Origin of the sequence: Streptomyces sp. NPDC056628 (assembly GCF_042792555.1) — a bacterium.
Lineage (GTDB): Bacteria > Actinomycetota > Actinomycetes > Streptomycetales > Streptomycetaceae > Streptomyces.
Genome location: NZ_JBHTWG010000008.1, coordinates 24,596 through 50,667 on the forward strand (window position 1 = coordinate 24,596; position 26,072 = coordinate 50,667).

Annotated in this window: 28 protein-coding genes and 1 pseudogene; 12 read left to right on the plus strand and 17 right to left on the minus strand. The window is 73.9% G+C overall.

Annotation, left to right across the window (positions count from 1 at the left end):
- Positions 1–6: 6 nt before the first annotated feature.
- Positions 7–444 carry a CBS domain-containing protein gene (locus ACFRAC_RS13290; RefSeq protein ID WP_382924004.1) on the minus strand — a complete coding sequence of 146 codons (438 nt, stop codon included), beginning with the start codon at positions 442–444 and terminating at the stop codon, positions 7–9.
- A gap of 139 nt (positions 445–583) precedes the next feature.
- The gene (locus ACFRAC_RS13295; RefSeq protein ID WP_382924005.1) at positions 584–1,216 is read right to left on the minus strand and encodes a uridine kinase; all 633 of its coding nucleotides are present in this window, start codon (positions 1,214–1,216) and stop codon (positions 584–586) included.
- A 110-nt stretch (positions 1,217–1,326) separates the two neighbouring features.
- Between ACFRAC_RS13295 and ACFRAC_RS13300 the strand changes: the two are divergent.
- The 3 genes and pseudogenes from ACFRAC_RS13300 to ACFRAC_RS13310 all read left to right on the plus strand — a co-directional run.
- Positions 1,327–2,001 (plus strand): annotated as a pseudogene (locus ACFRAC_RS13300) (DUF2293 domain-containing protein); the annotation flags it as partial.
- Between the two features lie 607 nt (positions 2,002–2,608).
- On the plus strand, positions 2,609–3,088 hold the full coding sequence (locus ACFRAC_RS13305; protein WP_382924180.1) for a DUF1772 domain-containing protein: 480 nt from the start codon (positions 2,609–2,611) through the stop codon (positions 3,086–3,088).
- A 199-nt stretch (positions 3,089–3,287) separates the two neighbouring features.
- Positions 3,288–4,775: a glutamate synthase subunit beta gene (locus ACFRAC_RS13310; RefSeq protein ID WP_382924006.1), complete on the plus strand. Its 1,488-nt coding sequence runs from the start codon at positions 3,288–3,290 to the stop codon at positions 4,773–4,775.
- Positions 4,776–4,787: 12 nt separating this feature from the next.
- On the opposite strand, the gene ACFRAC_RS13315 is transcribed toward ACFRAC_RS13310, so the two are convergent.
- Positions 4,788–5,354 carry a carboxymuconolactone decarboxylase family protein gene (locus ACFRAC_RS13315; RefSeq protein ID WP_382924007.1) on the minus strand — a complete coding sequence of 189 codons (567 nt, stop codon included), beginning with the start codon at positions 5,352–5,354 and terminating at the stop codon, positions 4,788–4,790.
- Between the two features lie 47 nt (positions 5,355–5,401).
- On the opposite strand from ACFRAC_RS13315, the gene ACFRAC_RS13320 reads away from it, so the two are divergent.
- Positions 5,402–6,862: a PLP-dependent aminotransferase family protein gene (locus ACFRAC_RS13320; RefSeq protein ID WP_382924008.1), complete on the plus strand. Its 1,461-nt coding sequence runs from the start codon at positions 5,402–5,404 to the stop codon at positions 6,860–6,862.
- Positions 6,863–6,963: 101 nt separating this feature from the next.
- Here ACFRAC_RS13320 and ACFRAC_RS13325 read toward each other — a convergent pair whose 3' ends face one another.
- From ACFRAC_RS13325 to ACFRAC_RS13335, 3 genes are all read right to left on the minus strand, one after another.
- A complete protein-coding gene (locus tag ACFRAC_RS13325) occupies positions 6,964–7,767 on the minus strand; it encodes an SAM-dependent methyltransferase (protein ID WP_382924009.1) in 804 nt (267 codons plus the stop codon).
- Positions 7,768–7,867: 100 nt separating this feature from the next.
- The gene (locus ACFRAC_RS13330) at positions 7,868–8,122 is read right to left on the minus strand and encodes a DUF397 domain-containing protein (RefSeq protein WP_361343026.1); all 255 of its coding nucleotides are present in this window, start codon (positions 8,120–8,122) and stop codon (positions 7,868–7,870) included.
- Entirely contained in the window at positions 8,123–8,983 is an 861-nt protein-coding gene (locus ACFRAC_RS13335; protein WP_382924010.1) for a helix-turn-helix transcriptional regulator, read from the minus strand.
- 289 nt (positions 8,984–9,272) lie between these two features.
- Here ACFRAC_RS13335 and ACFRAC_RS13340 point away from each other — a divergent pair, with 289 nt between their 5' ends.
- The 3 genes from ACFRAC_RS13340 (at position 9,273) to ACFRAC_RS13350 (ending at position 12,485) form a co-directional block, all read left to right on the plus strand.
- Positions 9,273–9,941, plus strand: a complete 669-nt coding sequence (locus ACFRAC_RS13340) for an ATP-binding protein (RefSeq protein WP_382924011.1) — start codon at positions 9,273–9,275, stop codon at positions 9,939–9,941.
- Positions 9,932–10,366 carry a hypothetical protein gene (locus tag ACFRAC_RS13345; RefSeq protein WP_361343016.1) on the plus strand — a complete coding sequence of 145 codons (435 nt, stop codon included), beginning with the start codon at positions 9,932–9,934 and terminating at the stop codon, positions 10,364–10,366. The genes ACFRAC_RS13340 and ACFRAC_RS13345 overlap by 10 nt, the downstream gene beginning before the upstream one ends.
- Positions 10,367–10,541: 175 nt before the next feature.
- Positions 10,542–12,485: an ABC transporter ATP-binding protein gene (locus tag ACFRAC_RS13350; protein ID WP_382924012.1), complete on the plus strand. Its 1,944-nt coding sequence runs from the start codon at positions 10,542–10,544 to the stop codon at positions 12,483–12,485.
- A 17-nt stretch (positions 12,486–12,502) separates the two neighbouring features.
- Here the strand turns inward: ACFRAC_RS13350 and ACFRAC_RS13355 are convergent, their stop codons facing one another.
- The 5 genes from ACFRAC_RS13355 to ACFRAC_RS13375 form a co-directional block, all read right to left on the minus strand.
- Positions 12,503–12,688, minus strand: a complete 186-nt coding sequence (locus tag ACFRAC_RS13355; protein ID WP_062674732.1) for a hypothetical protein — start codon at positions 12,686–12,688, stop codon at positions 12,503–12,505.
- A 153-nt stretch (positions 12,689–12,841) separates the two neighbouring features.
- Positions 12,842–13,531: a DUF899 domain-containing protein gene (locus tag ACFRAC_RS13360; protein WP_382924013.1), complete on the minus strand. Its 690-nt coding sequence runs from the start codon at positions 13,529–13,531 to the stop codon at positions 12,842–12,844.
- Between the two features lie 103 nt (positions 13,532–13,634).
- Entirely contained in the window at positions 13,635–14,987 is a 1,353-nt protein-coding gene (locus ACFRAC_RS13365) for an amidohydrolase (RefSeq protein ID WP_382924014.1), read from the minus strand.
- A gap of 46 nt (positions 14,988–15,033) precedes the next feature.
- Positions 15,034–16,938: an FUSC family protein gene (locus tag ACFRAC_RS13370; RefSeq protein ID WP_382924015.1), complete on the minus strand. Its 1,905-nt coding sequence runs from the start codon at positions 16,936–16,938 to the stop codon at positions 15,034–15,036.
- A 158-nt stretch (positions 16,939–17,096) separates the two neighbouring features.
- Complete coding sequence (locus tag ACFRAC_RS13375) at positions 17,097–17,858, minus strand: nucleotidyltransferase domain-containing protein (protein WP_382924016.1); 762 nt, start codon at positions 17,856–17,858, stop codon at positions 17,097–17,099.
- Positions 17,859–18,016: 158 nt separating this feature from the next.
- Between ACFRAC_RS13375 and ACFRAC_RS13380 the strand changes: the two genes are divergently transcribed.
- Complete coding sequence (locus tag ACFRAC_RS13380) at positions 18,017–18,433, plus strand: RidA family protein (RefSeq protein ID WP_382924017.1); 417 nt, start codon at positions 18,017–18,019, stop codon at positions 18,431–18,433.
- The gene (locus ACFRAC_RS13385; protein ID WP_382924181.1) at positions 18,430–18,888 is read left to right on the plus strand and encodes a GNAT family N-acetyltransferase; all 459 of its coding nucleotides are present in this window, start codon (positions 18,430–18,432) and stop codon (positions 18,886–18,888) included. The genes ACFRAC_RS13380 and ACFRAC_RS13385 overlap by 4 nt, the downstream gene beginning before the upstream one ends.
- Positions 18,889–18,897: 9 nt before the next feature.
- Here the strand turns inward: ACFRAC_RS13385 and ACFRAC_RS13390 are convergent, their stop codons facing one another.
- Positions 18,898–19,587, minus strand: coding sequence for a uracil-DNA glycosylase (locus tag ACFRAC_RS13390; RefSeq protein WP_382924018.1), 690 nt, complete (start codon positions 19,585–19,587; stop codon positions 18,898–18,900).
- A gap of 69 nt (positions 19,588–19,656) precedes the next feature.
- On the opposite strand from ACFRAC_RS13390, the gene ACFRAC_RS13395 reads away from it, so the two are divergent.
- Positions 19,657–20,199, plus strand: coding sequence for an RNA-binding S4 domain-containing protein (locus tag ACFRAC_RS13395; protein WP_382924019.1), 543 nt, complete (start codon positions 19,657–19,659; stop codon positions 20,197–20,199).
- A gap of 12 nt (positions 20,200–20,211) precedes the next feature.
- Here ACFRAC_RS13395 and ACFRAC_RS13400 read toward each other — a convergent pair whose 3' ends face one another.
- On the minus strand, positions 20,212–20,646 hold the full coding sequence (locus ACFRAC_RS13400) for a DoxX family protein (RefSeq protein ID WP_382924020.1): 435 nt from the start codon (positions 20,644–20,646) through the stop codon (positions 20,212–20,214).
- Between the two features lie 132 nt (positions 20,647–20,778).
- On the opposite strand from ACFRAC_RS13400, the gene ACFRAC_RS13405 reads away from it, so the two are divergent.
- The gene (locus tag ACFRAC_RS13405) at positions 20,779–21,117 is read left to right on the plus strand and encodes a DUF6343 family protein (RefSeq protein ID WP_382924021.1); all 339 of its coding nucleotides are present in this window, start codon (positions 20,779–20,781) and stop codon (positions 21,115–21,117) included.
- Positions 21,118–21,126: 9 nt separating this feature from the next.
- Here ACFRAC_RS13405 and ACFRAC_RS13410 read toward each other — a convergent pair whose 3' ends face one another.
- The 4 genes from ACFRAC_RS13410 to rpsA form a co-directional block, all read right to left on the minus strand.
- Positions 21,127–21,507, minus strand: a complete 381-nt coding sequence (locus tag ACFRAC_RS13410; protein ID WP_382924022.1) for a tetratricopeptide repeat protein — start codon at positions 21,505–21,507, stop codon at positions 21,127–21,129.
- A gap of 69 nt (positions 21,508–21,576) precedes the next feature.
- A complete protein-coding gene (gene coaE, locus ACFRAC_RS13415) occupies positions 21,577–22,173 on the minus strand; it encodes a dephospho-CoA kinase (RefSeq protein WP_382924023.1) in 597 nt (198 codons plus the stop codon).
- A gap of 51 nt (positions 22,174–22,224) precedes the next feature.
- Entirely contained in the window at positions 22,225–23,163 is a 939-nt protein-coding gene (locus ACFRAC_RS13420; RefSeq protein ID WP_382924024.1) for a PAC2 family protein, read from the minus strand.
- 172 nt (positions 23,164–23,335) lie between these two features.
- A complete protein-coding gene (gene rpsA / locus ACFRAC_RS13425) occupies positions 23,336–24,829 on the minus strand; it encodes a 30S ribosomal protein S1 (protein WP_382924025.1) in 1,494 nt (497 codons plus the stop codon).
- Between the two features lie 380 nt (positions 24,830–25,209).
- On the opposite strand from rpsA, the gene ACFRAC_RS13430 reads away from it, so the two are divergent.
- Positions 25,210–26,055, plus strand: coding sequence for a class I SAM-dependent methyltransferase (locus ACFRAC_RS13430; protein ID WP_382924182.1), 846 nt, complete (start codon positions 25,210–25,212; stop codon positions 26,053–26,055).
- Positions 26,056–26,072 lie beyond the last annotated feature (17 nt).

Sequence of the window (26,072 nt, forward strand, 5' to 3'; positions counted from 1 at the left end):
CGGCTGTCAGCGCGTCACCGTCTCCCCGCTGTAGGCGTAGACGCTCTCGGCCCAGTGGCCGACGTCGCTCTCGGGCAGGTTCCGGGCCAGGTCGGCCTCGCTGATCATGCCGACGAGGCGCTTGTCCTCGATGACCGGGAGCCGGCGGATCCGGTGGTCCGTCATCTCGCGGAGGACATCGCTGATGTCGGCGTCCGACGGGATCCAGCGCGGGGTCCCCTGGGCCATCTCACCGGCGGTGACCTTGCCCGGATCGTGACCCATGGCCACACAGCTGACGACGATGTCGCGGTCGGTGAGGATGCCGCAGAGCCGTTCGTTGTGGTCGCTGATGGGCAGGGCTCCGACGCCCAGGTCGCGCATCAACTGGGCGGCCCGGTCCAGGGTCTCGTGAGCCGGGATCCACTGGGCACCGCGGTGCATGATGTCTCCGGCAGTGGTCATGGACTACCTCCCGTCGTCGGACGGCCGGCGCGGCGCGGGACGCACCGTTGTCCAGGCGGGGTCAATTCTCTCCAGGCCCGGAGACCCACGCACCTGGAGTGCCCGGCGCCGCTTCCGGGGCGGCGGCGGGGAAGCGCGGTCAGCCGTTCCAGGCGGGGTGACGGGGGTCGTCGGCGCGGACCAGGACGTCGGCCGTGCCCGCCGGGTCGGTCTCGTGGTCGTAGCGCTCGAAGGCCGGCAGGGTCCAGTGGTCGGCCTCGGGGGTGCGGCGGCGCAGTGCGCCGGATGAGAGGAGGACGTGGACGGTCAGGTCGAAGGGGAACCAGTGCCGCAGAAGGAGGGGTCCGTGGAGCAGCAGCACGCCGCCGGGTGGCAGCCGGGTGTAGGCGCTGCGGGTCGCCCGGTCGGTGACCGGGTCCCACAGGTCGGGCAGCACGCGGCCGTCGCCGCCGGGTTCGAGGGGGCCGAAGACCTCGCGCCACAGGGCACCGGTGTCGAACCAGCCGTCGTAGTAGGCGTCCAGGTCCTGATGCCCGTACTCCAGGCGGACCGAGGCGGGCCGCAGGAAGCCCTCCACGCCGACGGTGAGGGCGGGGCGGCCGCGGACGCGCAGCGCCTGGGCGACCCGCTCGGCCAGCTCCCCCGGGCGGGCCGCCGGAGCGCCGTCGAGGGCCACCCGCGGCCAGGCGCCGCCGTCGGCCGGCCTGAGGTCGAGAAGCCGTTCGGCCAGCCGGTCGGCGAGCCGCTCCCAGGTGATCGCTTCGAGTCGCACAGGGCCCATCATGCGGCAGCCGGCGACCGCGGGGCCCGGCACCCCGATGCCGTGGGGCGCGCGGTGGGCCGGGACGTTCCCCGGCCGCGCGGACAGGGGATGAACCGGGCATGGCACCCTCGGCCACCCCCTCGTCACGCACCGGTCCGCTCGTCGTGCAGCCTCTCAGGAGGCGGCACTGCGCGGTGTGCCGTGCGGGGCCGTTGCGGATGCTCGTGCTGGAGGACGGGGCGCCGTGGTGCCTCGACTGTGCCGACCTCGGGCACCTGGTGTTCCTGGCGCGCGGCGACACCGCGTTGACACGCCGGTCGCGGGAGGAGAGCGGGCTGTCGGCGGTGGTCGTCCGGTTCAACCGGCGCAAGGGGCGGTACGAGCGGCAGGGCGTCCTGGTCGAGGAGGCGGGGCTCGCGCGGGCGGAGCTGCGTTGCCTGGCGGACGCGGAGGCCCGGCGGCGGCGCCGGGCGAGGGACGCACGGCGGCGCGAGCGGGAGGACGCGCGGTTCGCGGACGCCTTCGCGGCGGAGATACGGCGGCTGTTCCCCGGGTGCCCACCGGACCGGGCGCGGGACATCGCCGGGCACGCGTCGGTGCGGGGCAGCGGGCGGGTGGGCCGCAGCGCGGCCGGGCGGGCGCTGTCCGAGGGCGCCGTCTCCTCGGCGGTCGCGGCGTCGGTGCGGCACCTGGACACCTCGTACGACGAGCTGCTGATGTGCGGGCTGCCACGGCACGAGGCGCGCCGGAGGATCGCGGCGACGGTGGAGACGGCCCTGCGGGGGTGGCGGGGGGAGAGGGGAGGCGGGGGTGGGGGTGGGGGCGGGGCCCCCGACACCGAGGACGCGGGTCCGCCCGACCCCACCGGCCCAGGCCCGCCGGGCGCCGAAGACGCCGAGCCCGACGGACGTCCCGAGCCCGACGGACGTCCCGAGCCCGACGGACGTCCCGAGCCCGACGGACGTCCCGAGCCCGACAGACGTCCCGAGCCCGACAGACGTCCCGAGCCCGACAGACGTCCCGAGCCCGACGGACGTGCCTGGGCAGGCGCAGGGCCGGCCGCCCGGCACGGCGTACCAGGACGCCGCCGCCCGCCTCTGACGGGCCGACCGGACCGACGCGACCGGCGGGCGCCTGTCCCCGCGCGCCGTGGCGTCGGTCGGCGGGCACACCGGCGGGGACACCGCCGGAGCCCCCGGCCTCCGTGGACGTGACCGCGCGCCGTGGCGTCGGTCGGCGGGCACACCGGCGGGGACACCGCCGGAGCCCCCGGCCTCCGTGGACGCTCACGTATGTGATCGGGGCGCTCGGCCATGGGCACCGTAGTCGCACAGGTATTTCCTGGTGGTGACCGGAGGGGCCGGGCGGGATCCCGGTGGGACACGGGAGGTGACGTTGGACATGATGGGCGGGCCGTACTTCGTACTCGTCGTGATCGGTGTGGTCGGGACGGGGCTGGTGGCGGGCGTCTTCTGCGCCTTCTCGACGTTCGTGATGCCCGCACTCGCCGGGCTGCCCCCGGCGCAGGGCGTGGCGGCGATGAGGGCGGTCAACAGGGCCGCGCTGATGCCGGCGTTCCTGCTGCTGTTCCTGGGGTCCGCGGTGCTGTGCGCGGTGATCGCCGTGGTGACCTTCGTGCTGTGGCCGGACGGGGTGACCGTGGAGCTGCTGCTGGGCAGCGCGCTGTATCTGTTCGGTTCGTTCGGGGTGACGATGGTGGCGAACGTGCCCCGGAACGAGGCGCTGGAGAAGCTGGAGCCGGGCACGCAGGAGGCGAGCGCGTACTGGCCGGCGTACGTGCGGGAGTGGTCGGCGTGGAACCACGTCCGCACGGTGGCCTCGGCCGCCGCGACGGTGTCGTACGCGCTGGCGCTCAGCTGATCCGTCACCTCCGGGTTCGGGGCTGCTCACCGGCAGGACCAAGCGGCCGAGGAGCCTCGGGAAAGCGCTGTCCGCCACCTGCGCACGTGCCGGGCGGGACGTATCGTGGCCGGAAGGGTGGCGCCCGACGACGCACGGCACACCGCCGGGGCACGCGGACGTGACCCGCGGACGCGACACACGCGCGAGGAAGACGGCCATGGCCGATCCCAAGGGTTTCCTGAACACCCCCCGCCAGGACTGGCCCCGCCGGCCGGTCGGGGAACGGGTGCGGGACTGGGACGAGGTCTACGTCCCGGGGGCGCTGCTGCCGATCATCAGCGAGCAGGCCGACCGCTGCATGGACTGCGGCATCCCCTTCTGCCACGAAGCCTGCCCGCTGGGCAACCTCATCCCCGAGTGGAACGACCTGGTCTCGCGGGAGGACTGGCGGGCCGCGGCGGACCGGCTGCACGCGACGAACAACTTCCCCGAGTTCACCGGGCGGCTGTGCCCGGCGCCCTGCGAGGCCGGGTGCGTGCTGGCGATCAACCAGCCCGCGGTCACCATCAAGAACGTCGAGTGCGCGATCGCCGACCGGGCCTGGGAGGAGGGCTTCACGCCGCCGCGCCCACCGGACCGGCTGTCGGGGCGGACGGTCGCGGTGATCGGGTCGGGGCCCACCGGGCTCGCCGCGGCCCAGCAGCTGACCCGCGCGGGCCACACGGTCGCCGTGTACGAGAAGGACGACCGGATCGGCGGGCTGATGCGGTACGGCATCCCCGCGTTCAAGATGGAGAAACACCATCTGGAGCGGCGGATCGAGCAGATGCGTGCCGAGGGGACCCGGTTCCGGACGTCGACGGCGGTCGGGCGGGACATCGGGGCCGCCGAGCTGAGGTCGCGTTACGACGCCGTGGTGCTCGCCACGGGGGCCACGGCCTGGCGTGAGCTGCCGGTGCCGGGGCGGGAGTTGCGTGGTGTCGAGCAGGCGATGGCGTATCTGCCGCTGGCGAACCGGGTGTGCGAGGGGGACCTGGAGACGTCCCCGATGTCGGCCGCCGGGAAGCACGTCGTCATCGTGGGCGGTGGTGACACCGGCGCCGACTGTCTCGGGACCGCCGTGCGGGAGGGCCCGGCGTCCGTGACCCAGCTGGACATCTACGCCCAGCCGGGCGTGGAGCGGGACGACGGCGCCGAGCCCTGGCCGACGTATCCGAAGGTCTACCGGCTGTCGGTCGCGCACGAGGAGGCGCGGGACCTGGGGTCGGCTCCGGCGGCGGACGCCGACGCCCGGCTGTTCGCCGCGTCCACGCTCCGCTTCTCCGGCGACGAGGACGGGCATGTGGGGTGGCTGCACCTGGTCGAGGTGGACGCGCTGCGCCAACCGGTGCCCGGCACCGAACGGACGCTGCCCGCCGACCTGGTGCTGCTCGCCCTCGGCTTCTCCGGTCCGGACCGCACGGACGGGCTGGTCGACCAGCTCGGGCTGGAGATGGAGCCGCGCGGCACGATCTCCCGGGACGCCGGATTCGCGACGAACGTGCCCGGCGTGTTCGCCGCCGGCGACGCCGCCCGGGGGCAGTCGCTCATCGTGTGGGCGATCGCCGAGGGCCGGGCGGTGGCGGCGGCCGTCGACCGCTATCTGACCGGGAGTTCGCGCCTGCCGGCCCCGATATCGCCGTACGACCGGCCGATGACGGTGTAGGGGTGCGGCCGCCTACCGGCTCGTCCGGCGCCGCTCGTCCGTCCCCGCCACCTTGCCCGTCGCCAGGGCCACCCTGTTCCAGGTGTTGATGGTCATGATCAGGGCCAGGAGCTGCGCCAGTTCCCCCTCGTCGAAGTGGGCCGCCGCGCGGGCGTGGACGTCGTCCGGCACACCGCCCTCCGACACCAGGGTCACCGCTTCGGTGAGGGCCAGGGCGGCCTGTTCCCGCTCGGTGAAGAAGTGCCGGGCCTCGCGCCAGACGGCGATCATGTGCAGCCGGTCCTCGCTCTCGCCGGCCTTGCGGGCGTCGTTCGTGTGCATGTGCAGGCAGTAGGCGCAGTGGTTGAGGTGCGAGGCGCGGATCTGGACGAGTTCGACGAGGGCGGGGTCGAGGCCCTCCCGGGCGGCGGCGTCGAGGCCGATGATCGCGCGGAAGACCTTGGGAGCGGCCTTCGCGAAGTCCAGGCGGGTCCGCGCGGCCTCGGCCGCGGCCACCCCCGCGTCGATGTCCGGGGTGGCCCCGTCGGCCGTCCCGCTGGAGCCCCAAGTGCCGCCGTTCGCGCTGGTGTTCGTCGTCATGCGCTCCAACCTACGGCGGTCGGCGACCGGCTGTAGGGTGCAATTCCATGGCGGAATCATGGGTCAATTCGGCCGAGCGGATCGGGGCCGACCTGCCTCTGGATCTGGCGGCGCACGCCGGTGCGGGCGGTCGGCGGGCCGCGCTCGCGCGGGCGCTGCGCGAGGCGGTGCGGGCGGGGCGGCTCGCGCCGGGCACCCGGCTCCCGCCGTACCGGTCGCTCGCCGCCGATCTCGGGGTCGCCCGGAACACCGTGGCGGACGCGTCCGCGGAGCTGGTGGCCGAGGGCTGGCTCACCGCCCGGCAGGGCTCGGGGACCCGGGTGGCCGAGCGGACCCGTCCCGCCCGGCGGACGGAGCGCCTGCCCCGCGGGGCCCCGGCGCGGGCCCGCGGTCCCCGGCACGACCTGCGGCAGGGCACCCCGGACGCGTCGGCGTTCCCCCGCGCGGCCTGGCTGGCCTCCTACCGGCGGGCCCTGCACCGGGCGCCGAACGAGGTCTTCGGGCCCGGCGACCCCGCCGGGCGGGTCGAGTTGCGGGAGGCGCTGAGCGAGTATCTGGCCCGCGCGCGGGGTGTGCGCACCCGGCCGGACCGCATCGTGATCTGCTCCGGCTTCGCCCACGCGCTGCGGCTGCTGTTCGGGCAGGACCGCGGCGCGCCCGGCGGGGTGCTGCGCGGCCCGCTGGCCGTGGAGGCGTACGGACTGGGGTTCCACCGGGAGCTGCTCGCCGCCGCGGGGGTGCGGACGGTGCCGCTGCCCCTCGACGAGGACGGCGCCCGCGTGGGCCTGCTGGCGCGCGAACGGGCCGTGCTGCTGACCCCGGCGCATCAGTTCCCGACCGGCGGTCCGCTGCACGCGGAGCGCCGGGCCGCCGTGACCGACTGGGCCCGCGCGCGGGGCGCGGTGGTGCTGGAGGACGACTACGACGGGGAGTTCCGCTACGACCGCAGGCCGGTGGGGGCCGTCCAGGGCCTCGACCCCGAGCAGGTGGTCTTCATCGGCTCGGTCAGCAAGAGCCTGTCCCCCGCGGTGCGGCTGGGCTGGATGGCGCTGCCCGAGCGGCTTGTCGGGGGCGTGCTCGCGGCCAAGGGCGAGCGTGAGGCGTGGGCGAGCGTCCTCGACCAGCTGAGCCTCGCCGACCTCATCGTGTCGGGGGGCTACGACCGGCATGTACGGCGGATGCGGCAGCGGTACCGGAGCCGGCGCGACCGCCTCGTGGCCGCCCTCGCCGCGCACGCCCCGCACGTCGAGGTCACCGGTGTCGCCGCCGGACTGCACGCGGTGCTGAGGCTGCCGCCCGGCACCGAGCGGTCCACGGTGAAGGCGGCGGCCTGGCAGGGCGTCGCGCTGGACGGCCTCGCCGCGTTCCGGCACCCGGCGGCGTCCCGGGCGGCCATGCCCGCCCGGGACGGCATCGTCGTCGGCTACGCCACACCACCGGAGCACGCCTACGAGGCCGCGCTGGAGGCCCTGTGCGGGGTGCTGCCGCCGGCACCGGACCGCGGCTGACCCGCCGGAGGACGGCCCGGGAAGCCCCGTATCGAGCGCGTTCTTCGAACTGCCCGAGAAGCGCACTTCCGACGTCCGGGCGGGCCAGGACGTCGGAACCCCTACGGCTTGCGCCCCACCGCGCCGTACCCGGGGATGATCCCGTCGTCCTGTCCGGGGACGGGGTCGCCCAGTTCCGGGTGCCACTGGTGCGGCACCCGCACCCCCGGCTCGACGAGTTCCAGTCCGTCGAAGAACCGGGTGAACTCCTCGCGGGAGCGCAGGGCCAGGGAGACGCCCGCCGCGCGGAGCTTTCCGGCGGCCACCTCCGACTCCTCGGGGGTGAAGTCGGCGGTCGCGTGGGTCATCACCAGGTGGCTGCCCGAGGGAAGTTCGGACAGCAGGCGGCCGACCAGCTCGTGCGCGCCGTCCTCGTCGGGGACGAAGTGCAGCAGCGCGATGAGCGAGAGGGCCACCGGGCGGTCGAGATCCAGCACCTTGCGGGCGCCTTCGACGATGGCGTCCGGGTCGCGCATGTCGGCCTGGAGGTAGTGCGTGGCGCCCTCGTCGGTCCCGCGCAGCAGGGCCTCCGCGTGCGCCAGCACGATGGGGTCGTTGTCGCAGTAGACGACGCGCGCGTCGGGCGCGATCCGCTGCGCGACCTGGTGGAGGTTGGGCTCGGTCGGTATGCCCGTGCCGACGTCCAGGAACTGGCGCACCCCCCGCTGCGCGAGCCAGGTCACGGACCGGTGCATGAACGCGCGGTTGACCCGTGCCATGACCGGCACCCGCGGGTCCAGGGCGAGCATCTGCCGGCCCATGGCCTCGTCCACGGGGTAGTTGTCCTTCCCGCCGAGATACCAGTCGTACATCCGCGCGGGGTGCGGCTTGCTCGTGTCGATCTCGGCGGGGTGCGGCCCGGTCATCGCGAGCTCCCTAAGATCCGTCGGCAGTACATCATCAACTCAGCACCAGTTTAGGGGAATTGCAGGAACACAACAGGTCAGCAACGGGTCGTGCGCGAGGTCAGGAGAGCAGGAAGTCCGCCTTTCCCGCCTTGGCGCCCTCGATGAACGCCGTCATCTCGTCCGTCGAGTAGATCAGCGCCGGCCCGTCCGGGTCGGTGGACTGCCGGACGGCGATGCGTCCGTCGGCGAGTTTCATCGCCTCCAGGCAGTTGCCGCCGTTGCCTCCGCTCCACGGTTTGTGCCAGCCCTCAGTGCCCAAGTCCCGCGCGGGCATGCCGTTGTAGACGGGTATGCGCGGCTTGATGCGATCCATTCACAGCTCCTTGCGGAGATCCCGCAGGATCTCCTTCGTGCGTTGTGCCGTAGCGGCCTGTGCCGCCATGCGGTCCATGACCTCGAGGTGGGTCGCCACCTCGTTGCGCGCGTCGAGGTAGACCGCGCCGGTCAGGTACTCGCTGTAGACCATGTCCGGGAGTTCCGGCATGGCGAATCGGAACAGCACGAAGGGGCCGAACGTGCCGGGATGCACCCCGTTGGCGAACGGGGCGATCTGCAGCGTCACGTTGGGCAGCTTCGTGGCGTCGAGCAGTTTGTCGATCTGGGCACGCATCACCTCCGGGCCGCCGACATGGCGGCGCAGCACGGTCTCGTCCATCACGGCCCAGATCCGGGGCGCGTCCTCGCGGGTGAGCAGACGCTGGCGCCGCATCCTGAGGGCGACGTGGCGCTCGATGTCGTCGGGGCTGGTCTGGCCGATGGCGCCCGAGCGCAGCACACCGCGCGCGTAGTCCTCGGTCTGGAGCAGCCCGGGGACGAAGTGCGGTTCGTAGGACCGGATGAGTGCCGCCGCGCCCTCCAGGCTGACGTACATGGAGAACCAGCCCGGCAGGATGTCGTGGAACCGCTGCCACCAGCCGGGCTTGTTCGCCTCCTCGGCGAGGTGCACGAAGGCCTCGGCCTCGGCGTCGGAGATGCCGTACGCCTTCAGCAGCATCTGGAGGTACGGGATCTTGAGTGAGACCTCGGCCATCTCCATACGGCGGACCGTCGCGGGCGCGACCCGCAGGATGCGGGCGGCCTCCTCCCGCTTGAGACCGGCGCTTTCGCGCAGGTCGAGCAGGCGCCGGCCGAGAACGACCTGGCCCACCGTCGGTGCGGACCGCGGCTCGCTCACGTCCACCTCCAGACACGGGTCGGCCCGTGAGGGCCGGCTCATCTACGACTGACCGACTCGGTCCCGCCGACGGGAGCGGGCCCGCCGCACGGGGGCGGGGGTGCTGGTCGCCGACAGGACGACGGCGCCATTCGAAGATCCGTTCGAAGATCCTGAGGGGTCTTCGGTGATCCCAATTGGCGCCGCTCGACTTGCTGTTGCGAGCAGTGTGCCATGGCCTTCCAGAGAGTCATACGGCACTCTGCAATTTTCAGAGTGACACTTGCCAAGTGTTCACGGCGGGGCGATAGTGGCAAGCGTGATTCCGTCCCCGCCCTTAGGAACAGACGCCACTGTGGTCCCCCACGGTCTCGGTGCCGACGGGGCTCCTCCCACCCGCTCGGACTCCGCCGCGGGGAAGGGAGTCGGCCCCCAGCGCAGGGCCGGGGAGCGCCGGTTCCGCTTCGAACTGGCCGCGCACCCGGGTTCGGCCGCCCAGGCCAGACGCCTGACCGCGGCGCGGCTGAGCGTGTGGTCGGTGTGCGAGGACACCTGCGAGACGGCGGCCCTGGTCGTGTCGGAGCTGGTCACCAACGCGATCGTGCACACCGCCAGCGAGCACATCGTGTGCGAACTGCACGACGGCGCCGACCTCGTCCGCATAGCCGTGCGCGACGAGGGGTGCGCGACGGGTGAGCCCCACTCGTCGCCCGCGCGTCAGGAGGAGGAGCACGGCAGGGGGCTGCTCCTCATAGACGCGCTCTGCCATGCGTGGGGGGCTCACGAACACGGTTCCGGCCTGGTCGTGTGGGCCGAACTGCCGCGCACCGCGGCCGGCGCCCCGGCGGCCGACGGGGAACCGCGGGGCGACCTCGGCTGGGGGTCGCGGCCCAAGCCGGGACCGGCCGGCGGGTCGGACGACGAGGACGACGCCCGGGGACGCCACGACGGGACGGGAACGGGGGCCGTATGGCTGTGATCGGTCTGTCCGGCGGCGGTCAGGCGCTGAGCCTGGACTCGCTGGTCCGCTTCCGCCGCGGCATGCGCACGACGGCCGCGCCGCGGCGTCTTCTCCTCCCGCAGGGCATGACGGCTCCGCTGGGGTGCGACGCGGTGGCGGTCCCCGCCCGCATCGGCCCCCTGGTGCTGCCCCGGCTGCCGCGCGTGGGGTGCGTGTACGCCGACGAGTCGCACTGGTGGTGGATCGTCCCCTCGGACTCGGACTACGCCCTGGAGTGGCCGGAGTCCGTCCGCTACTCGACGGGAGCGCTCGTCCCCGACACGCCCCGGCTGATCCATCTGCCGGACGGCACGGTGCCGTACACGCCGCCGATCCCGCTGTATCTGGCGCTGTGCCGGGTGATCGGCACGACCCCGAGCTGGTCCCGCCAGCTCAGCGCGTGAGCCCCACCGGCTGACCCGTACCGGGCTGACCCGCGCCTGGGGCGTACCCCTGACCGGGGCGCCGCCGCCCGTACGCCCGCGCGCATCCGCCCGCCCGGCCCGCGCCCTGCCGCCGCACGCGTCCGCCCCGCCATAGTGGGCCCTCCGTCGCGACGGGTCCGGGGGAGGGCGTGAGGTGGGGAAGAAGCACGGCGGTGAGGACTCCGGGGTGTCGGAGTCGGAGCGGCTGCTGTTCGGCGGACCGCTGCGGTACGACACGGGATGGAGCCAGCACCACAACGCCTTCCTGGAGCTGAACCTGCGGGCCATGGTGCGGCGGCTGCCGTCCCTGCTGGCCACCAGCTTCCGGCTCGCCTGGCAGGCCGACCGGCGGGCCGCCCGCACCGTGCTGGTCGCGGAGATCGCGCGGGGCCTCGCCCAGGCCGTCGCGCTGCTGGCCGTCAACAGCGTGCTGGGGCGGCTCATCGGCGGCGGGGCCATCGACGAACGGCTGCGGGACGCCACTCCCGCGCTCGTCGCCATGGCCGCCGTCATGGTCGTCTCGACGCTGCTGCGCGCCGCCTCGACGTACGCCACCGGGCGGCTGGAGCCCAAGGTGGAGCGGGTGGCGACCGAGCTGTACCTGGAGCGGGCGGCGGCCGTGGAGCTGGCCGCGATCGAGGACCACGCCTTCCACAAGCTGCTGGACACCGCGCAGTACGGCGCGTCGTCCGCCCGCCGCATGATCGCGTACAGCACCCGGGTCGTGAACGCGGCCATCTCACTGATCGCCGCCGCCGGTGTCCTCACCGTCCTGCACCCGGCGCTGCTGCCGCTGCTCGCCACCATGACGCTGCCCAGCGCCTGGAGCGCCCTGACCAACGCCCGGCGCCGCTACGAGTCCTTCCACACCTGGGTGCAGCACGCCCGCGCCGGCCAGCTGATCAGCGGGCTGCTGACCGAGCCGGCCGCCGCGCCGGAGATCCGCGTCCACGGCGTGGCACCGTTCCTGCTGCGGCACTACCGGGCGATGTCCGAGACGGCCGAGGCCGAGCAGGCCCGGCTGGCCCGGCTGGCGGCGCGCACCGGGCTGATCGCGGCGGCCTGGACGGGGTTCGCGACCGTCGCGACCTACGCGACGCTCGGCGGGCTGCTGCTCGCCGGTGCCATGGCGCTCTCGGTGGCCGGTACGGCGGTCATCGCGATCCGGACCGGCTCCTCCAGCCTGGACAGCCTCGTCCTGGAGGTCAACGCGCTCCACGAGGAGGCCCTCTTCGTCGGTGATCTCCAGCGGCTGTACGCGGAGGCCGCCGAACGGGCGATCCCGGAGGGCGGGGAGCCGCTGCCCGAGGACCCGCGCGAGGTCCGCTTCGAGCACGTCAGCTTCTCCTACCCCGGCGAGTCGTCCCGCCCGGCCCTGGACGACGTCACGCTCACCCTGCCGCTCGGCCGGATCGTCGCGCTCGTCGGCGAGAACGGCTCGGGCAAGACGACGCTGGTCAAGCTGCTCGCGGGCCTCTACACCCCGGACCGGGGCCGCATCCTGTGGGACGACGTCGACGCGTCGGCCGCCGACCGGCACCAGCTCGCCGAGCGCATCGCGATGGTGGCACAGGACTTCAAGCGCTGGCCGTTCACCGCCCGGGTCAACGTGGCCGTCGGCCGCTCGTCCGTGCCGCTGACCGAGGAACGGCTGGCGTCCGCGCTGGACCAGGCCGGGGCGCAGGACGTGGTGGCGGACCTGCCGCGCGGCCTGGACACCCTGCTGGCGCGGCACTTCAGCGGCGGTCACGAGCTGTCCGGCGGCCAGTGGCAGCGGCTCGGGATCGCCCGGGCCGCCTACCGGCGCGGCCGCATCCTCGTCGTGGACGAGCCGACGGCCGCCCTGGACGCCCGGGCGGAGCTGGAGGTCTTCGAGAAGATCCGCGCCCTGGCCTCGGCCGGCCAGACCGTCGTGCTGATCACGCACCGGCTGGCGTCCGTCCGCCACGCCGATCTGGTGCACGTCCTCGACCAGGGCCGGCTCGTGGAGTCCGGGACCCCGGAGGAGCTGCTGGCCACCGGTGGGCTGTACGCGGAGCTGTACTCGCTCCAGGCGGAGCAGTTCACGGCCCGGGTGCCCGCGCCGGAACCGCGCTGACCGGGCGTTCGGCCCTCTCAGGCCGTGGCGTCCGCCGTCGCGTCACCGCGGACGATCACCAGGAAGGCGTCCGTCGCCAGGTCCATCACGACCTCGGCCGGCAGGCCCTCCATACGCCGCGCGTGCGCGAACTCCTCGGCCGGCCATGATCCGCGTGGCCCGCCCGCGGGAAAGCGTTCGAGCACCGTCCGCCCGTTCACCATCCTGCACCTCCAGTGGCGTCGTACTTGTAGGAGTTAACGCCCGCGGGGTGCGGTTCGCCTCGGCCGGTGACGGTACTGAGACGTACTTGACACCCGTTCACCGCTGTCCGTGAACGGGTGGGCACGGCGCATCATCCGAGGCGACGGTCCGTGTCAGTCGTCGTACTCGTCGTGATAGCGCACGGGCTCGCCGCCGGCGGGCGCCCCGAAGACGGACGCGCGCCCCTTGGGCTCCTCCCACTCCTCCTGCCGGCCCAGCGCGGTGAGGTCCAGGAACCCGGTGGTCGAGCCGAGCCCGTCGAGGCCGCGCCCGTACGTCGAGTAGGTGTGGAAGACGCGGTCCCGGTCCCGCAGGAAGCAGCTCAGACCGGGCCGCTCCACCAGCTCGCCGTCGCGTTCGAGGGTCACCTCGAAGTCGTGGTTGAAGCCGGTGCAGCGGGAGGAGTACCAGGGGACCGCCCAGCCCATCCGCGCCTTGAACGGGAGGATGCGGGTGAGGGGCGCCCGGGAGACGGCGGCGAAGGTCGTGCCGCGCGCGTGCAGGTGCGCGAGCTGGCCGACCTGGTCCAGGAAGGCCGAGCAGCCCCGGCAGCCCGCGTCCCACTCGGGCGCGAACATGAAGTGGTGCACGACGAGCTGGTGCCGGCCCTCGAACAGGTCGAGCAGGGTGGCCTTGCCGTCCCCGCCCTCGAACACGTACTCCTCGGTGATCTCGACCATGGGCAGGGCGCGCCGCTCGGCGTTGAGGGCGTCCCGCGCGCGGGCCGCCGCCTTCTCCTTGACCAGCAGTTCCTCGCGTGCCGCGCGCCACCGCTCACGCGAAACGATCTCCGGAAGCGACATCGGCGTCCTTTCTGTGCAACGGTCCGTCCACAGGGGTGACCGGGGCCGGTCGCGGAACTCATCGCCGTGCCGTGAGATTTCTTCGGCGGCACCGCGGCGGCTCCTACGTGTCGTACTCCTGGATGCGCCGGCCGTGGCCGCGGTCCAGGAGCGCGGGCAGCCGCTCCCCCAACTCCCGTACGACGGACGGCACGTCGATCGTCAGGAGCCCGCGGTCGCGCATCAGCACCCGGCCGTCCACGATCGTGGTGCGCACATCGGACGAGCGGGCGCTGTGCACCAGGGTGGCGGCCAGGTCGTGCACCGGCTGGGTGTGCGGGCCGTTGAGGTCGACCAGCACGATGTCGGCGCGCCGCCCCGGCGCGATGCTGCCGACGGTGTCGCCGAGGCCGACGGACCGCGCGCTCTGCAGGGTGGCGTGGTGCAGGGCCTGACGGGCGGTCAGCCAGCGCGGATCGCCGGTCGTGGACTTCTGCACGAGGGCGGTCAGCGCCATCGACTCCCACACGTCGAGGGAGTTGTTGGACGCGGCGCCGTCGGTGGCGAGCCCGACCGGGACGCCGATCTCGCGCAGCGCCCGGACCGGTGTCGTGCTGGGCCAGCCGAACTTGAGGTAGCCGCGCGGCGCGGTGGCGACGGCGACACGGCCGCCGGCGTCGCGGAGCGCGGGCAGGTCCTCGTCGAGGATGCCGGTGCCGTGCGCGATGAGGACGTCGGTGTCGAGGAGGCCGGTGCGCCGGAGCACCTCGACGGGGGTCACGCCGTGCCGTGCCAGGCTGGTGGCGGTCTGGTCGCGGTTCTCGGCGGCGTGCAGATGGACGGGCAGGCCGTGCGCGCGGGCGAGGTCCGCGGTGGCCGCGAGATCGGCGTCGTCCACGGTGTAGGGGGCGTGCGGGGCGAGGGCGGTGGTGATCCGGCCGCCCGCGCCGCCGCGGTGCGCCAGCGCGAACTCCAGCGACCTCTCCCGGCCCCGGGGACCCTGCGAGGAGAAGAACGCCTCACCGAGATGGGCCCTGATCCCGCACTCCTCGACGACGGCGGCGACGGCGTCCATGGAGAAGTAGTGGTCGGCGAAGCAGGTGACCCCGGCCCGGATCATCTCGGCGCAGGCCAGGCGTGCCCCCAACTCCACGTCGCGTGCGGTGAGGTTGGACTCGACGGGCCACACGACGTCGTTGAACCAGGCGTCGGTCGGCAGGTCCTCGGCGATCCCCCGCAGGGCGGCCATCGGGGCGTGGGTGTGGCAGTTGATCAGTCCGGGCAGGGCGATCTGCCCCTGGGCGTCGATGCGTTCGCGGGCGGGCACCCCTCCGGCCTCCGCTCCGCTGACGACCGCCTCGACGACACCGTCCCGCACGATGACGGAGGCGTCCTCGGCGAAGCCGATCTCCTCCTGCTCGTCGTGCGTGAGCACCGTGCACCGGGTGATGACGAGATCGGCGGGGGGAGGCGTCATGGTGTCACGGTACGGCCCCGCGGTGCCCCGCGGGGCCGTTGTGGCGTCAGCCGGCGAGGGCGGACACCGCGGCGGCCTCCGGGACGCGCAGCCCGGTGCGGTGGCGTTCCCCGGCGAGCGCGTCGAGGAGTTCGGTGAGCCGGTCGGTGTGCCGGGAGGTGAGCCGGCCGGCGTCGTCGAGGTGCACGGCGCACGCGGTGGTGGCGTCGACGAGTTGTTCGAGGGTGGTGACGATCTGGTCGGCGCCCCGCGCGTGCCGGGCGAGCGCGGGCAGTTCCGCGGCGGCGAGCGCGACGGCGCCCCGCGCCTCGGCGAGCGTCCGGTATGCCTCGCGGCGCAGCGTCCAGCGCACGGCCCGCAGTTCCCGCACGTCCCCGTCCGCGCGGGCGCCCGACTCGCCCAGCACGTGGGTGAGGTAGGCGGAGACGGCGTCCCCGGCCGCGGTGAGCCGGGCCCGCACTCCCCCGCCGCGCTGCCCGGGCACCGGCAGATGGCCGGCGACGAGCACGATCACGCACGCCAGCAGGGTCTCGCCGATCCGCCCGACGGACGCTGGCGGTTCGCCGCCCACCATGACCAGGGCGAGCACGAGGACGGTGACGACGGCGGTCTGGGCGGCGAAGTGCCGGGTGGCCACGGGGATCAGGGCCCCGCTGACCGCCACGAGCGCGACGAGCCCTTCGGGCCGCGGCAGTACGGCCGCGAAACCGGCGAAGACCAGCGCGCCCCCGACCGTCCCGGCCGCCCGGCACAGCACGCGGGAGACGAGCGGCCCGAGGTCGGGCTTGACGAGGAAGACGGCGGTGGCCGGCAGCCAGTACCAGTGGGTGTGCTGTCCGTACCAGCGGGTGTGGTGCAGCGCCTGGGCGATGCCCGCGCCGGCGCCGAAGCAGAGGGCGACACGCAGCCCGTACTCCCGTCCGCCGGCCCCGAGCACGGTCCAGACGCGGTCCCGCACGGTACGGCGGCGGGCGTGCAGGTTCCGGTTCTCCCGGCCCCGGTCGAAGGCCTCGGCGGCGTGCAGCAGCGCGTCGTCGAGGGCGCGCAGGGCGGGCGCCGACCGGGAGGGCGCGGGCAGCGGCCCGGTGTGGGTGCCGCCGCGCACGGCGGCGGCGAGGCGCCGGGGTCCCTCGCCGGCCCGGTCGGGCACGGCCTCCCCGGCCCAGGCGAGCGCGGTCGCGGCCTCGGCGAGCGGCAGGGCGGCGGCGTACTGGGCGTGCAGCCGCCGCTCGGCGGACGAGGAGGCGTACCGCCGCAACCGGGGCCCGGCCAGGGCGTCCTGGGCGTGGTCGAGGGCGGCGGTCAGGGCGGCCCGGCGCGCGGTGGCCCGCTCGGTGCCGGCGGCGTCCAGCAGGCCGGCGACCGCGTCGTACACCTCGGCGACGGCGGCCCGCTCCCCGTCGAACCGGAAGTCGCCGGCGAGGGCGCGCGGGGTCGGCAGCGCCAGCCGCAGCGCCAGCAGCCAGGCCGCGCCGGCGAGGAAGGCCGACGCCCGCACCCCGGCGCTCTCGGGCAACGGCATCCCGGCGCCGACGGCCGTGGCGACGAGCACCTGGGTGCCGGCGGCGGAGGCGACGGGCCCGATCGCGCAGATCCCTCCGGCGACGAGCCCGAGCACGGTGAGCGCCAGGGTGAGCGGTACGGCCCCCAGGTGGTCCCCGGCGTACGTCCCGCCGAACACCCCGGCCGTCCCCGCGAGCGCGGGCACTCCGATCCGGTGCACGGACGAACGGCGGCTGCCGGGACGGTCGTTGATCCCGGCGAGCATGGCGGCGATGGCGGCGACGACCCCGAGGGTGGCCCGGCCGGTGAGCACCGCCGCGAGCAGGAGCGGCCCGGCGGACAGCGCGCCCCGGACGACCGCGCTCCACGGCACCGGGCCCCGCTGGGCGCGCAGGGCGTGGGTGAGCCAGGGGGGAAGCGGACGGGCCGGGCGCGCGGGGCGGGACACAGGGCTCCTGTCGGGCGAGGGCGGAGGTGCCTTCGGGCGACGGTGGCCGGGCTGTGGACGGTGCGCTCCACCGTACCGCCGGGACGTGTGGCCGAAGGGACGGCGGTGTTGCGGGAGTGTGACGGTGTGCGGGGCAGGACGCCGGGGCGGTCCGCGGGTCACAGCGAGGCGAACAGCGTCTCCGCCTCCGTGACGGCACGCAGCAGCACTTCCGGCCCGGGTTCCAGCCCCGCGAGGACGGCGTCCACCGTCCGCAGTCCGGCCCGCTCCAGCAGCCGCTTCTCGTTGGTCACCCACTCCCCGCGCGCCGCCAGCACGGCGTGCCCGGTCTGCACGGCCGCCGTGGCGACGGCGCCCGCCACCTCCGCGAGCCGGCCGGCCGGGGCGTGGTGCGCCTTGGCGTAGCCGAGGGTGGCGCGGGCGGTGCCGTGCCAGCGCTCGCTCGCGGTGCGCCGCAGCTCCTGCGGATAGCGGTCCGGGCGCGGCAGTTCGCCGCGCAGCACCCGGTTGATCGCCAGCTCGGCGACCACCAGATAGCTGGGGATGCCCGCGAGGTGGAACAGCAGCGGCTCCACCCGGAACCGTCCCCGCTCCGCCTCCGCCAGCTCCCGCTCGACGACGTCGAGGTCGCGGTAGTGCACGTCGACCCGCCGTCCGTCGACGGTCAGCCACGCTCCCCCGTTGAAGACGCCACCGCCCCACCCTCCGACCTCCGACACCTCGCCCTCCCAGCCGAGCGCGCGGAGGTCGTCCGGGTCGAAGGGACCGCGGTAGTAGACGGCCAGGTCCCAGTCGCTGTCCGGGCGGTGGGTGCCCTGCGCCCGGGAGCCGCCGAGCGCGACGGCGCGGACGGTGGGGAGGGCGGCCAGGCGGCCGGCGAGGGTGTCGAGGAAGACGGTGTCGTCGGGAGCGGTGGCCATGCCGGAAGCGTACGGAGCCGGGTGGCCCGTCGCCACGGGGAATCGGGCGGGGGCGGGACCGGCGGAAATTCGGATGCGCGCGGCCCCGCGGGTGCGCATGATCGGCGAGTTGGGCACCTCACCGCTCACGACGTCTCAGCATGCGAGGAGCAGCCTTCATGATCCGCCGCGTCACCTCTCCCGCCCTGTTCCCACCGCCCACGTACTCGCACGCCTCCGTCGTGGAGGCGGGCACGCGGATCGCGTTCCTCGCCGGGGCCGTGCCGCTCGACGCGGAGGGCAAGCTGGTCGGCGAGGGCGATCCCGTACGCCAGGCCGAGCAGGTCGTGGCCAATCTGGCGGAGCAGCTGCGGGCGGTCGGCAGTGACCTGGCCCATGTGCTGTCGACCGACGTGTACGTGGTGAGCGGTGACACCGCCGTGCTCTCCGCGGTGTGGGAGGTCGTCGAGGCGTCCGGGCTGAGCGCGGGACCGCACGCGTCGACGCTGCTCGGGGTGGCCTGCCTCGGCTACTCGGGCCAGCTGGTGGAGATCACGGCCACGGCCGCCGTTCCGGACCCGGAGCGACGGTCCTGAGCGCCGTCGCCCTGCGCCGGGCCACCGCGGCCGACGCGCGGGCCGTCGCCGACGTGTGGCTGCGGTCCTTCACGGCCGCCCTGCCGTCCGTCGTCCGGCCGCACTCCGACGAGGAGGTGCGGGCCTACTTCAGCGAGGTCGTGCTGCCGTCGCAGGAGACGTGGGTCGCCGACAGCGCCGGACGGGTCGTCGGGCTCATGGTCCTCGACGGCGACCAGCTCGCCCAGGTGTATCTGGACCCGGAGTGGCGTGGACGGGGTGTGGGCGACCGGTTCGTCGGCCTCGCCAAGCGGCGCCGCCCGGAGGGGCTGAGCCTGTGGACGTTCCAGGTCAACGAGCCCGCCCAGCGGTTCTACGCCCGGCACGGCTTCGTCGCCGCCGAGTCCACCGACGGCGGCGGCAACGAGGAGCGCGAGCCGGACGTGCGGTACGTCTGGCGCCCGGATCACGGCTGACAGGGCGTCTCACCTCGTCAGGCCCGCCGCGTCGGCCGCCGTCGCCAGCACGTCCCGCAGCATGGCCGGGGTGAGTCTGCCGGTGAAGGTGTTGCGCTGGCTGACGTGGAAGCAGCCGAAGACGTCCAGTCCGTCGAGCGCGACGCGGGTGCCGTGCGCGAAGGCGGGCCGTGGCCGGGGCACGGTCCAGCCGGCCTCCCGCAGCGCGGGCAGCGTCGCCTGCCAGCCGAAGGCGCCGAGCACGACGAGGGCGCGCACCGTGGGCCGCAGCAGCCCCAGCTCTCGCACGAGCCATGCCCGGCAGGTCTCCCGCTCACCGGGGGTGGGCCGGTTGGCGGGCGGGGCGCAGTGCACGGGGGCGGTGACGCGGACGCCGTACAGCTCCAGGCCGTCGTCGGCGGCGACCGAGGTGGGCTGAGAGGCCAGGCCCAGGTCGTACAGGGCCCGGTACAGCACGTCCCCGGAGCGGTCCCCGGTGAACATCCGGCCGGTGCGGTTGCCGCCGTGCGCCGCCGGGGCGAGCCCGACGATCAGCAGCCGGGCGTCGGGCGGGCCGAAGCCGGGCACCGGGCGGCCCCAGTAGGTCTGGTCGGCGAAGGCGGCCCGCTTGGTGCGGGCCACCTCCTCGCGCCAGTCGACCAGCCGCGGGCAGGCCCGGCAGCCGGTGATCCGCCGGTCGAGATCAGCGAGCGCGTCCACCCCTCCACCGTACGGCCGCCCGGTGGGAGGACACCGCCACCGGTCCGGGCCGGGGACTAAGGTCGAGGTATGCCTTCCGAGGACACCGAGGACACCGCAGACATCGAGGGGCCGGCCGGCGCGACGGCCGGACCTGACGCCGCCGGGACGGCCGTCGATCCGAAGACCGCCGCCGCCGTGGCCGCGGCCGAGGCCGCCGTGCCGGAGAACGGCGAGTCCGTGCGGGTCGACAGCTGGATCTGGGCCGTACGGCTGGTGAAGACCCGCTCCGTGGGCGCCGCCGCCTGCAAGGGCGGGCACGTGCGCGTGAACGGCCAGAACGTGAAGCCGTCGCACACGCTGCGCGTCGGTGACGAGGTCCGGCTGCGGCAGGAGCACCGGGAGCGGGTCGTCGTCGTCAAGCGGCTCATCCGCAAGCGGGTCGGCGCTCCGGTCGCGGCCCAGTGCTACGTCGACAACTCGCCGCCCCCGCCGCCGCGCGAGGCCGTCGCCCCGGCCGGCGTCCGGGACCGGGGCGCGGGCCGCCCGACCAAGCGGGACCGCAGGGAACTGGAGCGGCTGCGCGGCCTGATGGGCGGCGGCAGCGGCCTGGGGCAGCCGCGCGGACGGTGACGTCCGGGGCGCTCAGGCGCCCCGGACGGCCAGCCGTCGCAGGTCCGCGAGGGAGCCGCGCCGCGCCCAGGCGATCAGGGCCAGCGGCACGATGAGGATGAGCGGCGTCGCGGCGTTCTCCCCGCCCAGCGCGGTGACCGAGACGATGAACGCCCCCACCATGAGCGCGCTGAGGGCGATCGCCGCGACCGACTGGAGCACGGGGATCAACAGCGCCACGGCACCGGCCAGTTCGAGCACGCCGATGGTGTACATCCCGGTGCTCCCCCAGCCGAGTCTGTCGAAGGCCTCCGCCGCCGAGGGGTGGGCGATCAGCTTGGGCAGCGCGCTCGCGAGCGCGTAGAAGAGGGCGAGCAGGATCTGCAGGCCGCGCAGGGCGATCCGGGCGCCGCGCCCCCGAGGGAACGCGGACCGGGCGAGGACGGTACGGGAGCGGGTGTCGGACATGGGTCTCTCCTGGGGTCTGCGGTCCGTGGTGCGGTCACGGAGGTAGACCGGGCGACTCGCGGGAACTCATCGGCCGCCGGCGGACGTCCCCGGGTACCCGGGGCGAGGGATGCTGGAGGAGAGGTGGTGTTCATGCGTACCGGAAGTGAGCCGACCACCGCGCGCAGTCCGCTGCGGATCCGCTTCTGGCTGTGCGTGTGGGGCGTGGCCTGGGCCGCCTTCGGCACCATCGCCTTCACGCTCGCCGGACGCCCCGGCTGGGCCGTGGCCTGCGGGGTGCTGTGGCTGGTGATCACGATCGACATGACCATGGTCGTCCGGCACATCCGTCAGGGCCCGCACTACCAGCCCGGCCGCGACGTGCCCCCCTACGCGCCGTACGAGGAACCGGGCCGCCCGCCCGCCCGGCCGCCCGGGCCGGGTCCGCGGGACCCGCACGGCCCCCCGCCCCCGCGCCACGAGAAGCCCTAGCGCGAGACCTCAGTCCTCGAACCGGGCCGCCTTGACGTACTCGGGGTTCGGGTCGAGCGCCGCCGCCAGGCGGAAGTGGCGGGTGGCCTGGTCGCTGCGGCCCTGCCGCTCATAGGTGCGGGCGAGCGCGAAGTGCGCGAACGCGTTGTCCGGCTCGCGCTCCAGGACGATGGTGAACTCCAGCTCGGCGGGCCGCAGCTGCGCCGCGGCGAAGAAGGCCCGCGCGCGCAGCAGCCGGGCCGCGGTGTTCTCCGGGTGCGCGGCGATGACGCCGTCGAGCAGCTTGACCGCACCGCGCGGGTCGCGCGCGGCGAGCAGCTGCTCGGCGGCGCGGAAGTCGATGACATGGGTCTCCGGAGTACGTCCGGTGGATCCGCTGGTCTCGGGCACGGCAGAGTCCTTCCCTCGCTGGGAGGGTTCAACGCGTGGACGGCAAGACCCTATTCCGGCCGGCGCCGATCACTCAGCCCGGCGCACGAGCTCCTCCCACACGCCCTTCACGCGCCGCCGCAGCTCCTCCAGCGGTACGTCGTTGTCCACGACGATGTCCGCGATCGCCCGGCGCTGCTCCCGCGTGGCCTGCGCGGCCATCCGGGCGCGGGCGTCCTCCTCGGTCATGCCGCGCAGCCGCACCAGCCGGTCCAGCTGGGTGGCGGGACCGGCGTCCACGACGATCACGAGGTCGTACAGGGGGGCCAGGCCGTTCTCGGTGAGGAGGGGCACGTCGTGCACGACGACGGCGTCGTCGGCGGCCGCCTCCTCCAGTTCCCGCGAGCGCGCCCCGACCAGCGGGTGCACGATCGAGTTCAGCACGGCCAGCCGCTCCGGGTCGGCGAAGACGATGGAGCCCAGCTTGGGCCGGTCCAGGCCGCCGTCCGCCGCGAGGACGTCCTCGCCGAACGCCTCGACGACCGCGGCCAGCCCCGGGGTGCCGGGGGCGACCACCTCGCGGGCGATGCGGTCCGCGTCGATCAGGACGGCCCCGTGCTCCACGAGCAGCTGGGACACCGCGCTCTTGCCGGCACCGATGCCGCCGGTCAGGCCCACCTTCAACATGGAGCCAGCCTAGGGGGTGTCTCGCCGATCACGCAGGGCTCCCGCCGTCCGTCAGCCGTCGCCCTCCCGCTCGGCCAGGAAGCGCTCGAACTCACGGCCGATCTCGTCGGCGGAGGGGATGTCCACCGGTTCGGCGAGCATGTTGCCCCGGGTCTCGGCGCCGGCGACCGCGTCGTACTGGTGCTCGAGGCCCTCGATGAGGTTGGTGAGCTCGTCGTCGCCCTCGCGGATCTGGCGGTCGATCTCGTTCTGGGTCCGGTGGGCGTCCGTCCGCAGCGCGTGCGCGACACCCGGCAGGACCAGTCCGGTGGCCGCGGTGACCGCCTCCAGGACGGTGAGCGCGGCGTCGGGGTACGGCGAGCGGGCGATGTAGTGGGGGACGTGCGCGGCGACCCCGAGCACGTCGTGCCCGGCCTCCATCAGCCGGTACTCGACCAGCGACTCGGCGCTGCCGGGCACCTGCGCCTCGTCGAAGGGGCTGCCGTGGCCGGGGACCAGGTCGGTGCGGTTGCCGTGCGGGGTGAGGCCGACGGGACGGGTGTGCGGGACGCCCATGGGGATGCCGTGGAAGTTCACCGACAGGCGCACGCCGAGCCGTTCGACGATCTCCTTCACGGCGGCCGCGAAACGCTCCCACTCGACGTCCGGCTCGGGTCCGGACAGCAGCAGGAAGGGGGCGCCGGTGGCGTCCTGGACGAGCCGTACCTCGATGGCGGGCTCCTCGTACCCGGCCCAGCGGTCCCGCCGGAACGTCAGCAGCGGGCGGCGGGCCCGGTAGTCCACGAGCCGGTCGTGGTCGAAGCGGGCGACGACCTGATGGGGCAGGGAGTCCAGGAGCCGCTCGACGATCTGGTCGCCGGTCTCCCCGGCGTCGATGTAGCCGTCGAAGTGATAGAGCATGACAAGGCCGGCCGACTCCTGGGCGAGCGCCATGTCGACGACGGCCAGACCCTTCGGCTCCCACGTGTACAAATCCTGCGGATCAAGCACAGTGACCGCTCCTCCTCGTGTCCGTACGTGACAACGCCCGTACGCGCGGCGGCATTCCCCCGGTGGAGGAGCTCTTGATCGTTCCGTGCCCGGCCGGTGACCGGGAACGGCCGAGGGGCCGCACCTCGGAAGGTACGGCCCCTCGGTCAAGCACTGGGTCAGCCGGAGAGCGTCAGCTCTGGCCGCCCGCCAGCTTCTCGCGCAGAGCGGCGAGCGCCTCGTCCGAGGCCAGCGCGCCGCTGCTGTCGGCACCCTCGGAGGAGTACGAACCGCCACCGGACGCGGCCGGAGCGGCGGCCTCGCCACCCTCGGCAGCGGCCTTCTCGTCCGCCTCGCGGGACTTGATGACCTGCGCCTGGTGCTGCTCGAAGCGCTGCTGCGCCTCGGCGTACTGGCGCTCCCACGCCTCGCGCTGGGTCTCGTAGCCCTCGAGCCAGTCGTTGGTCTCGGGGTCGAAGCCCTCGGGGTAGATGTAGTTGCCCTGGTCGTCGTACGACGCGGCCATGCCGTACAGGGTCGGGTCGAACTCGACCGAGGCCGGGTCGGCGCCGAACGCCTCGTTGGCCTGCTTCAGCGAGAGGCTGATACGACGGCGCTCGAGGTCGATGTCGATGACCTTGACGAAGATCTCGTCGTTGACCTGGACGACCTGCTCCGGGATCTCCACGTGGCGCTCGGCCAGCTCGGAGATGTGGACCAGACCCTCGATGCCCTCGTCCACGCGGACGAACGCACCGAACGGAACCAGCTTCGTGACCTTGCCGGGCACGACCTGGCCGATCTGGTGGGTGCGGGCGAACTGCTGCCACGGGTCTTCCTGGGTCGCCTTCAGCGACAGGGAGACACGCTCGCGGTCCATGTCGACGTCGAGGACCTCGACGGTGACTTCCTGACCGACCTCGACGACCTCGGACGGGTGGTCGATGTGCTTCCAGGACAGCTCGGAGACGTGGACCAGACCGTCGACGCCACCCAGGTCCACGAAGGCACCGAAGTTGACGATCGAGGAGACGACGCCGGAACGGACCTGACCCTTCTGGAGGGTGGTGAGGAACGTCTGGCGGACCTCGGACTGGGTCTGCTCCAGCCAGGCACGGCGGGACAGGACCACGTTGTTGCGGTTCTTGTCCAGCTCGATGATCTTCGCCTCGAGCTCCTTGCCCACGTAGGGCTGGAGGTCGCGGACACGGCGCATCTCGACCAGGGAGGCCGGGAGGAAGCCGCGGAGGCCGATGTCGAGGATGAGACCACCCTTGACGACCTCGATGACGGTACCGGTGACGATGCCGTCCTCTTCCTTGATCTTCTCGATGGTGCCCCAGGCGCGCTCGTACTGGGCGCGCTTCTTCGAGAGGATCAGGCGGCCTTCCTTGTCCTCCTTCTGGAGGACCAGGGCCTCGATCTCGTCGCCGACCTTGACGACCTCGTTCGGGTCGACGTCGTGCTTGATCGAGAGCTCGCGGCTCGGGATGACACCTTCGGTCTTGTAACCGATGTCGAGCAGGACCTCGTCCCGGTCGACCTTCACGATGACGCCGTCGACGATGTCGCCGTCGTTGAAGTACTTGATCGTCTCGTCGATCGCGGCGAGGAAGGCTTCCTCGTTACCGATGTCGTTGACCGCAACCTGCGGGGTGGTGGCGGTGGTCTCGGTGCTGCTCGTCATGTGGGAAAGGGCTCCGGTACGGACATTGAGTCGTAGGTACTGCTACGCCGGGAGCCCGTATCGCTCTGATGAAGCCGGACAGCCAAGGAAGCGCCAAACGGGAAAAGACCCTATGGCGCCTCGACAACCGAGGGGACATACAACAGATGCGAGCGCAGCCTGCTACGTCTGAGGTGCGCAGGCCCGCAGCGCAACTTGTAGCATACGGGGGCAGCCGGGCAGGGTCAATGCGCGAAGCCGCACACCCGGGGCGGATCGCCGCATACCCGGCACGAAACCTGTCTCCACAGGCCACACGCGCCTTGGGAACACCCCTCGCGTGACAGCACCGGGAGGGGGCCGCGCCGTTCAGGTGTCGGAAGAGTACGACGAGGGAGCCGATCATCCAAGAGCCCGTATCGCCCGACATTCCGTCCGGCGCCTCCCCCGAACCGCAGGACCCGGAGGCGACCCGGCGCGCGGCCGGCCCCGCGGAGAGCTCCCGCGCCAACCGGGGCTGGTGGGACCGCAACGCGGACGAGTACCAGATCGAGCACGGCACCTTCCTCGGGGACGACCGCTTCGTCTGGGGACCCGAGGGCCTGGACGAGGTGGAGGCCGAGCTGCTCGGCCCGCCCGAGGCGCTGAGGGACAAGGACGTCCTGGAGATCGGGGCGGGCGCGGCGCAGTGCTCGCGCTGGCTGGCCGCGCAGGGCGCCCGCCCGGTGGCCCTGGACATCTCCCACCGCCAGCTCCAGCACGCGCTGCGCATCGGGAGCGTCTTCCCGCTGGTGTGCGCCGACGCCGGGACGCTCCCCTTCGCCGACGGCTCGTTCGACCTGGCGTGCTCGGCCTACGGGGCGCTGCCGTTCGTCGCCGACCCGGTGCTGGTGCTGCGGGAGCTGCACCGGGTGCTGCGGCCCGGCGGCCGGTTCGTCTTCTCCGTGACCCACCCGATCCGCTGGGCGTTCCCGGACGAGCCCGGCCCGGAGGGGCTGTCGGTCTCCGCCTCCTACTTCGACCGCACCCCGTACGTGGAGCAGGACGAGGAGGGGCGCGCGGTCTACGTGGAGCACCACCGCACGATCGGCGACCGGGTGCGGGACGTGGTGGCGGCCGGGTTCCGGCTGGTGGACCTGGTGGAGCCGGAGTGGCCGGCCTGGAACAGCTCGGAGTGGGGCGGCTGGTCCCCGCTGCGCGGCAGCCTGGTCCCGGGCACGGCGATCTTCGTGTGCGAGCGGGACTGACGCGGCCGCCCGTGGCG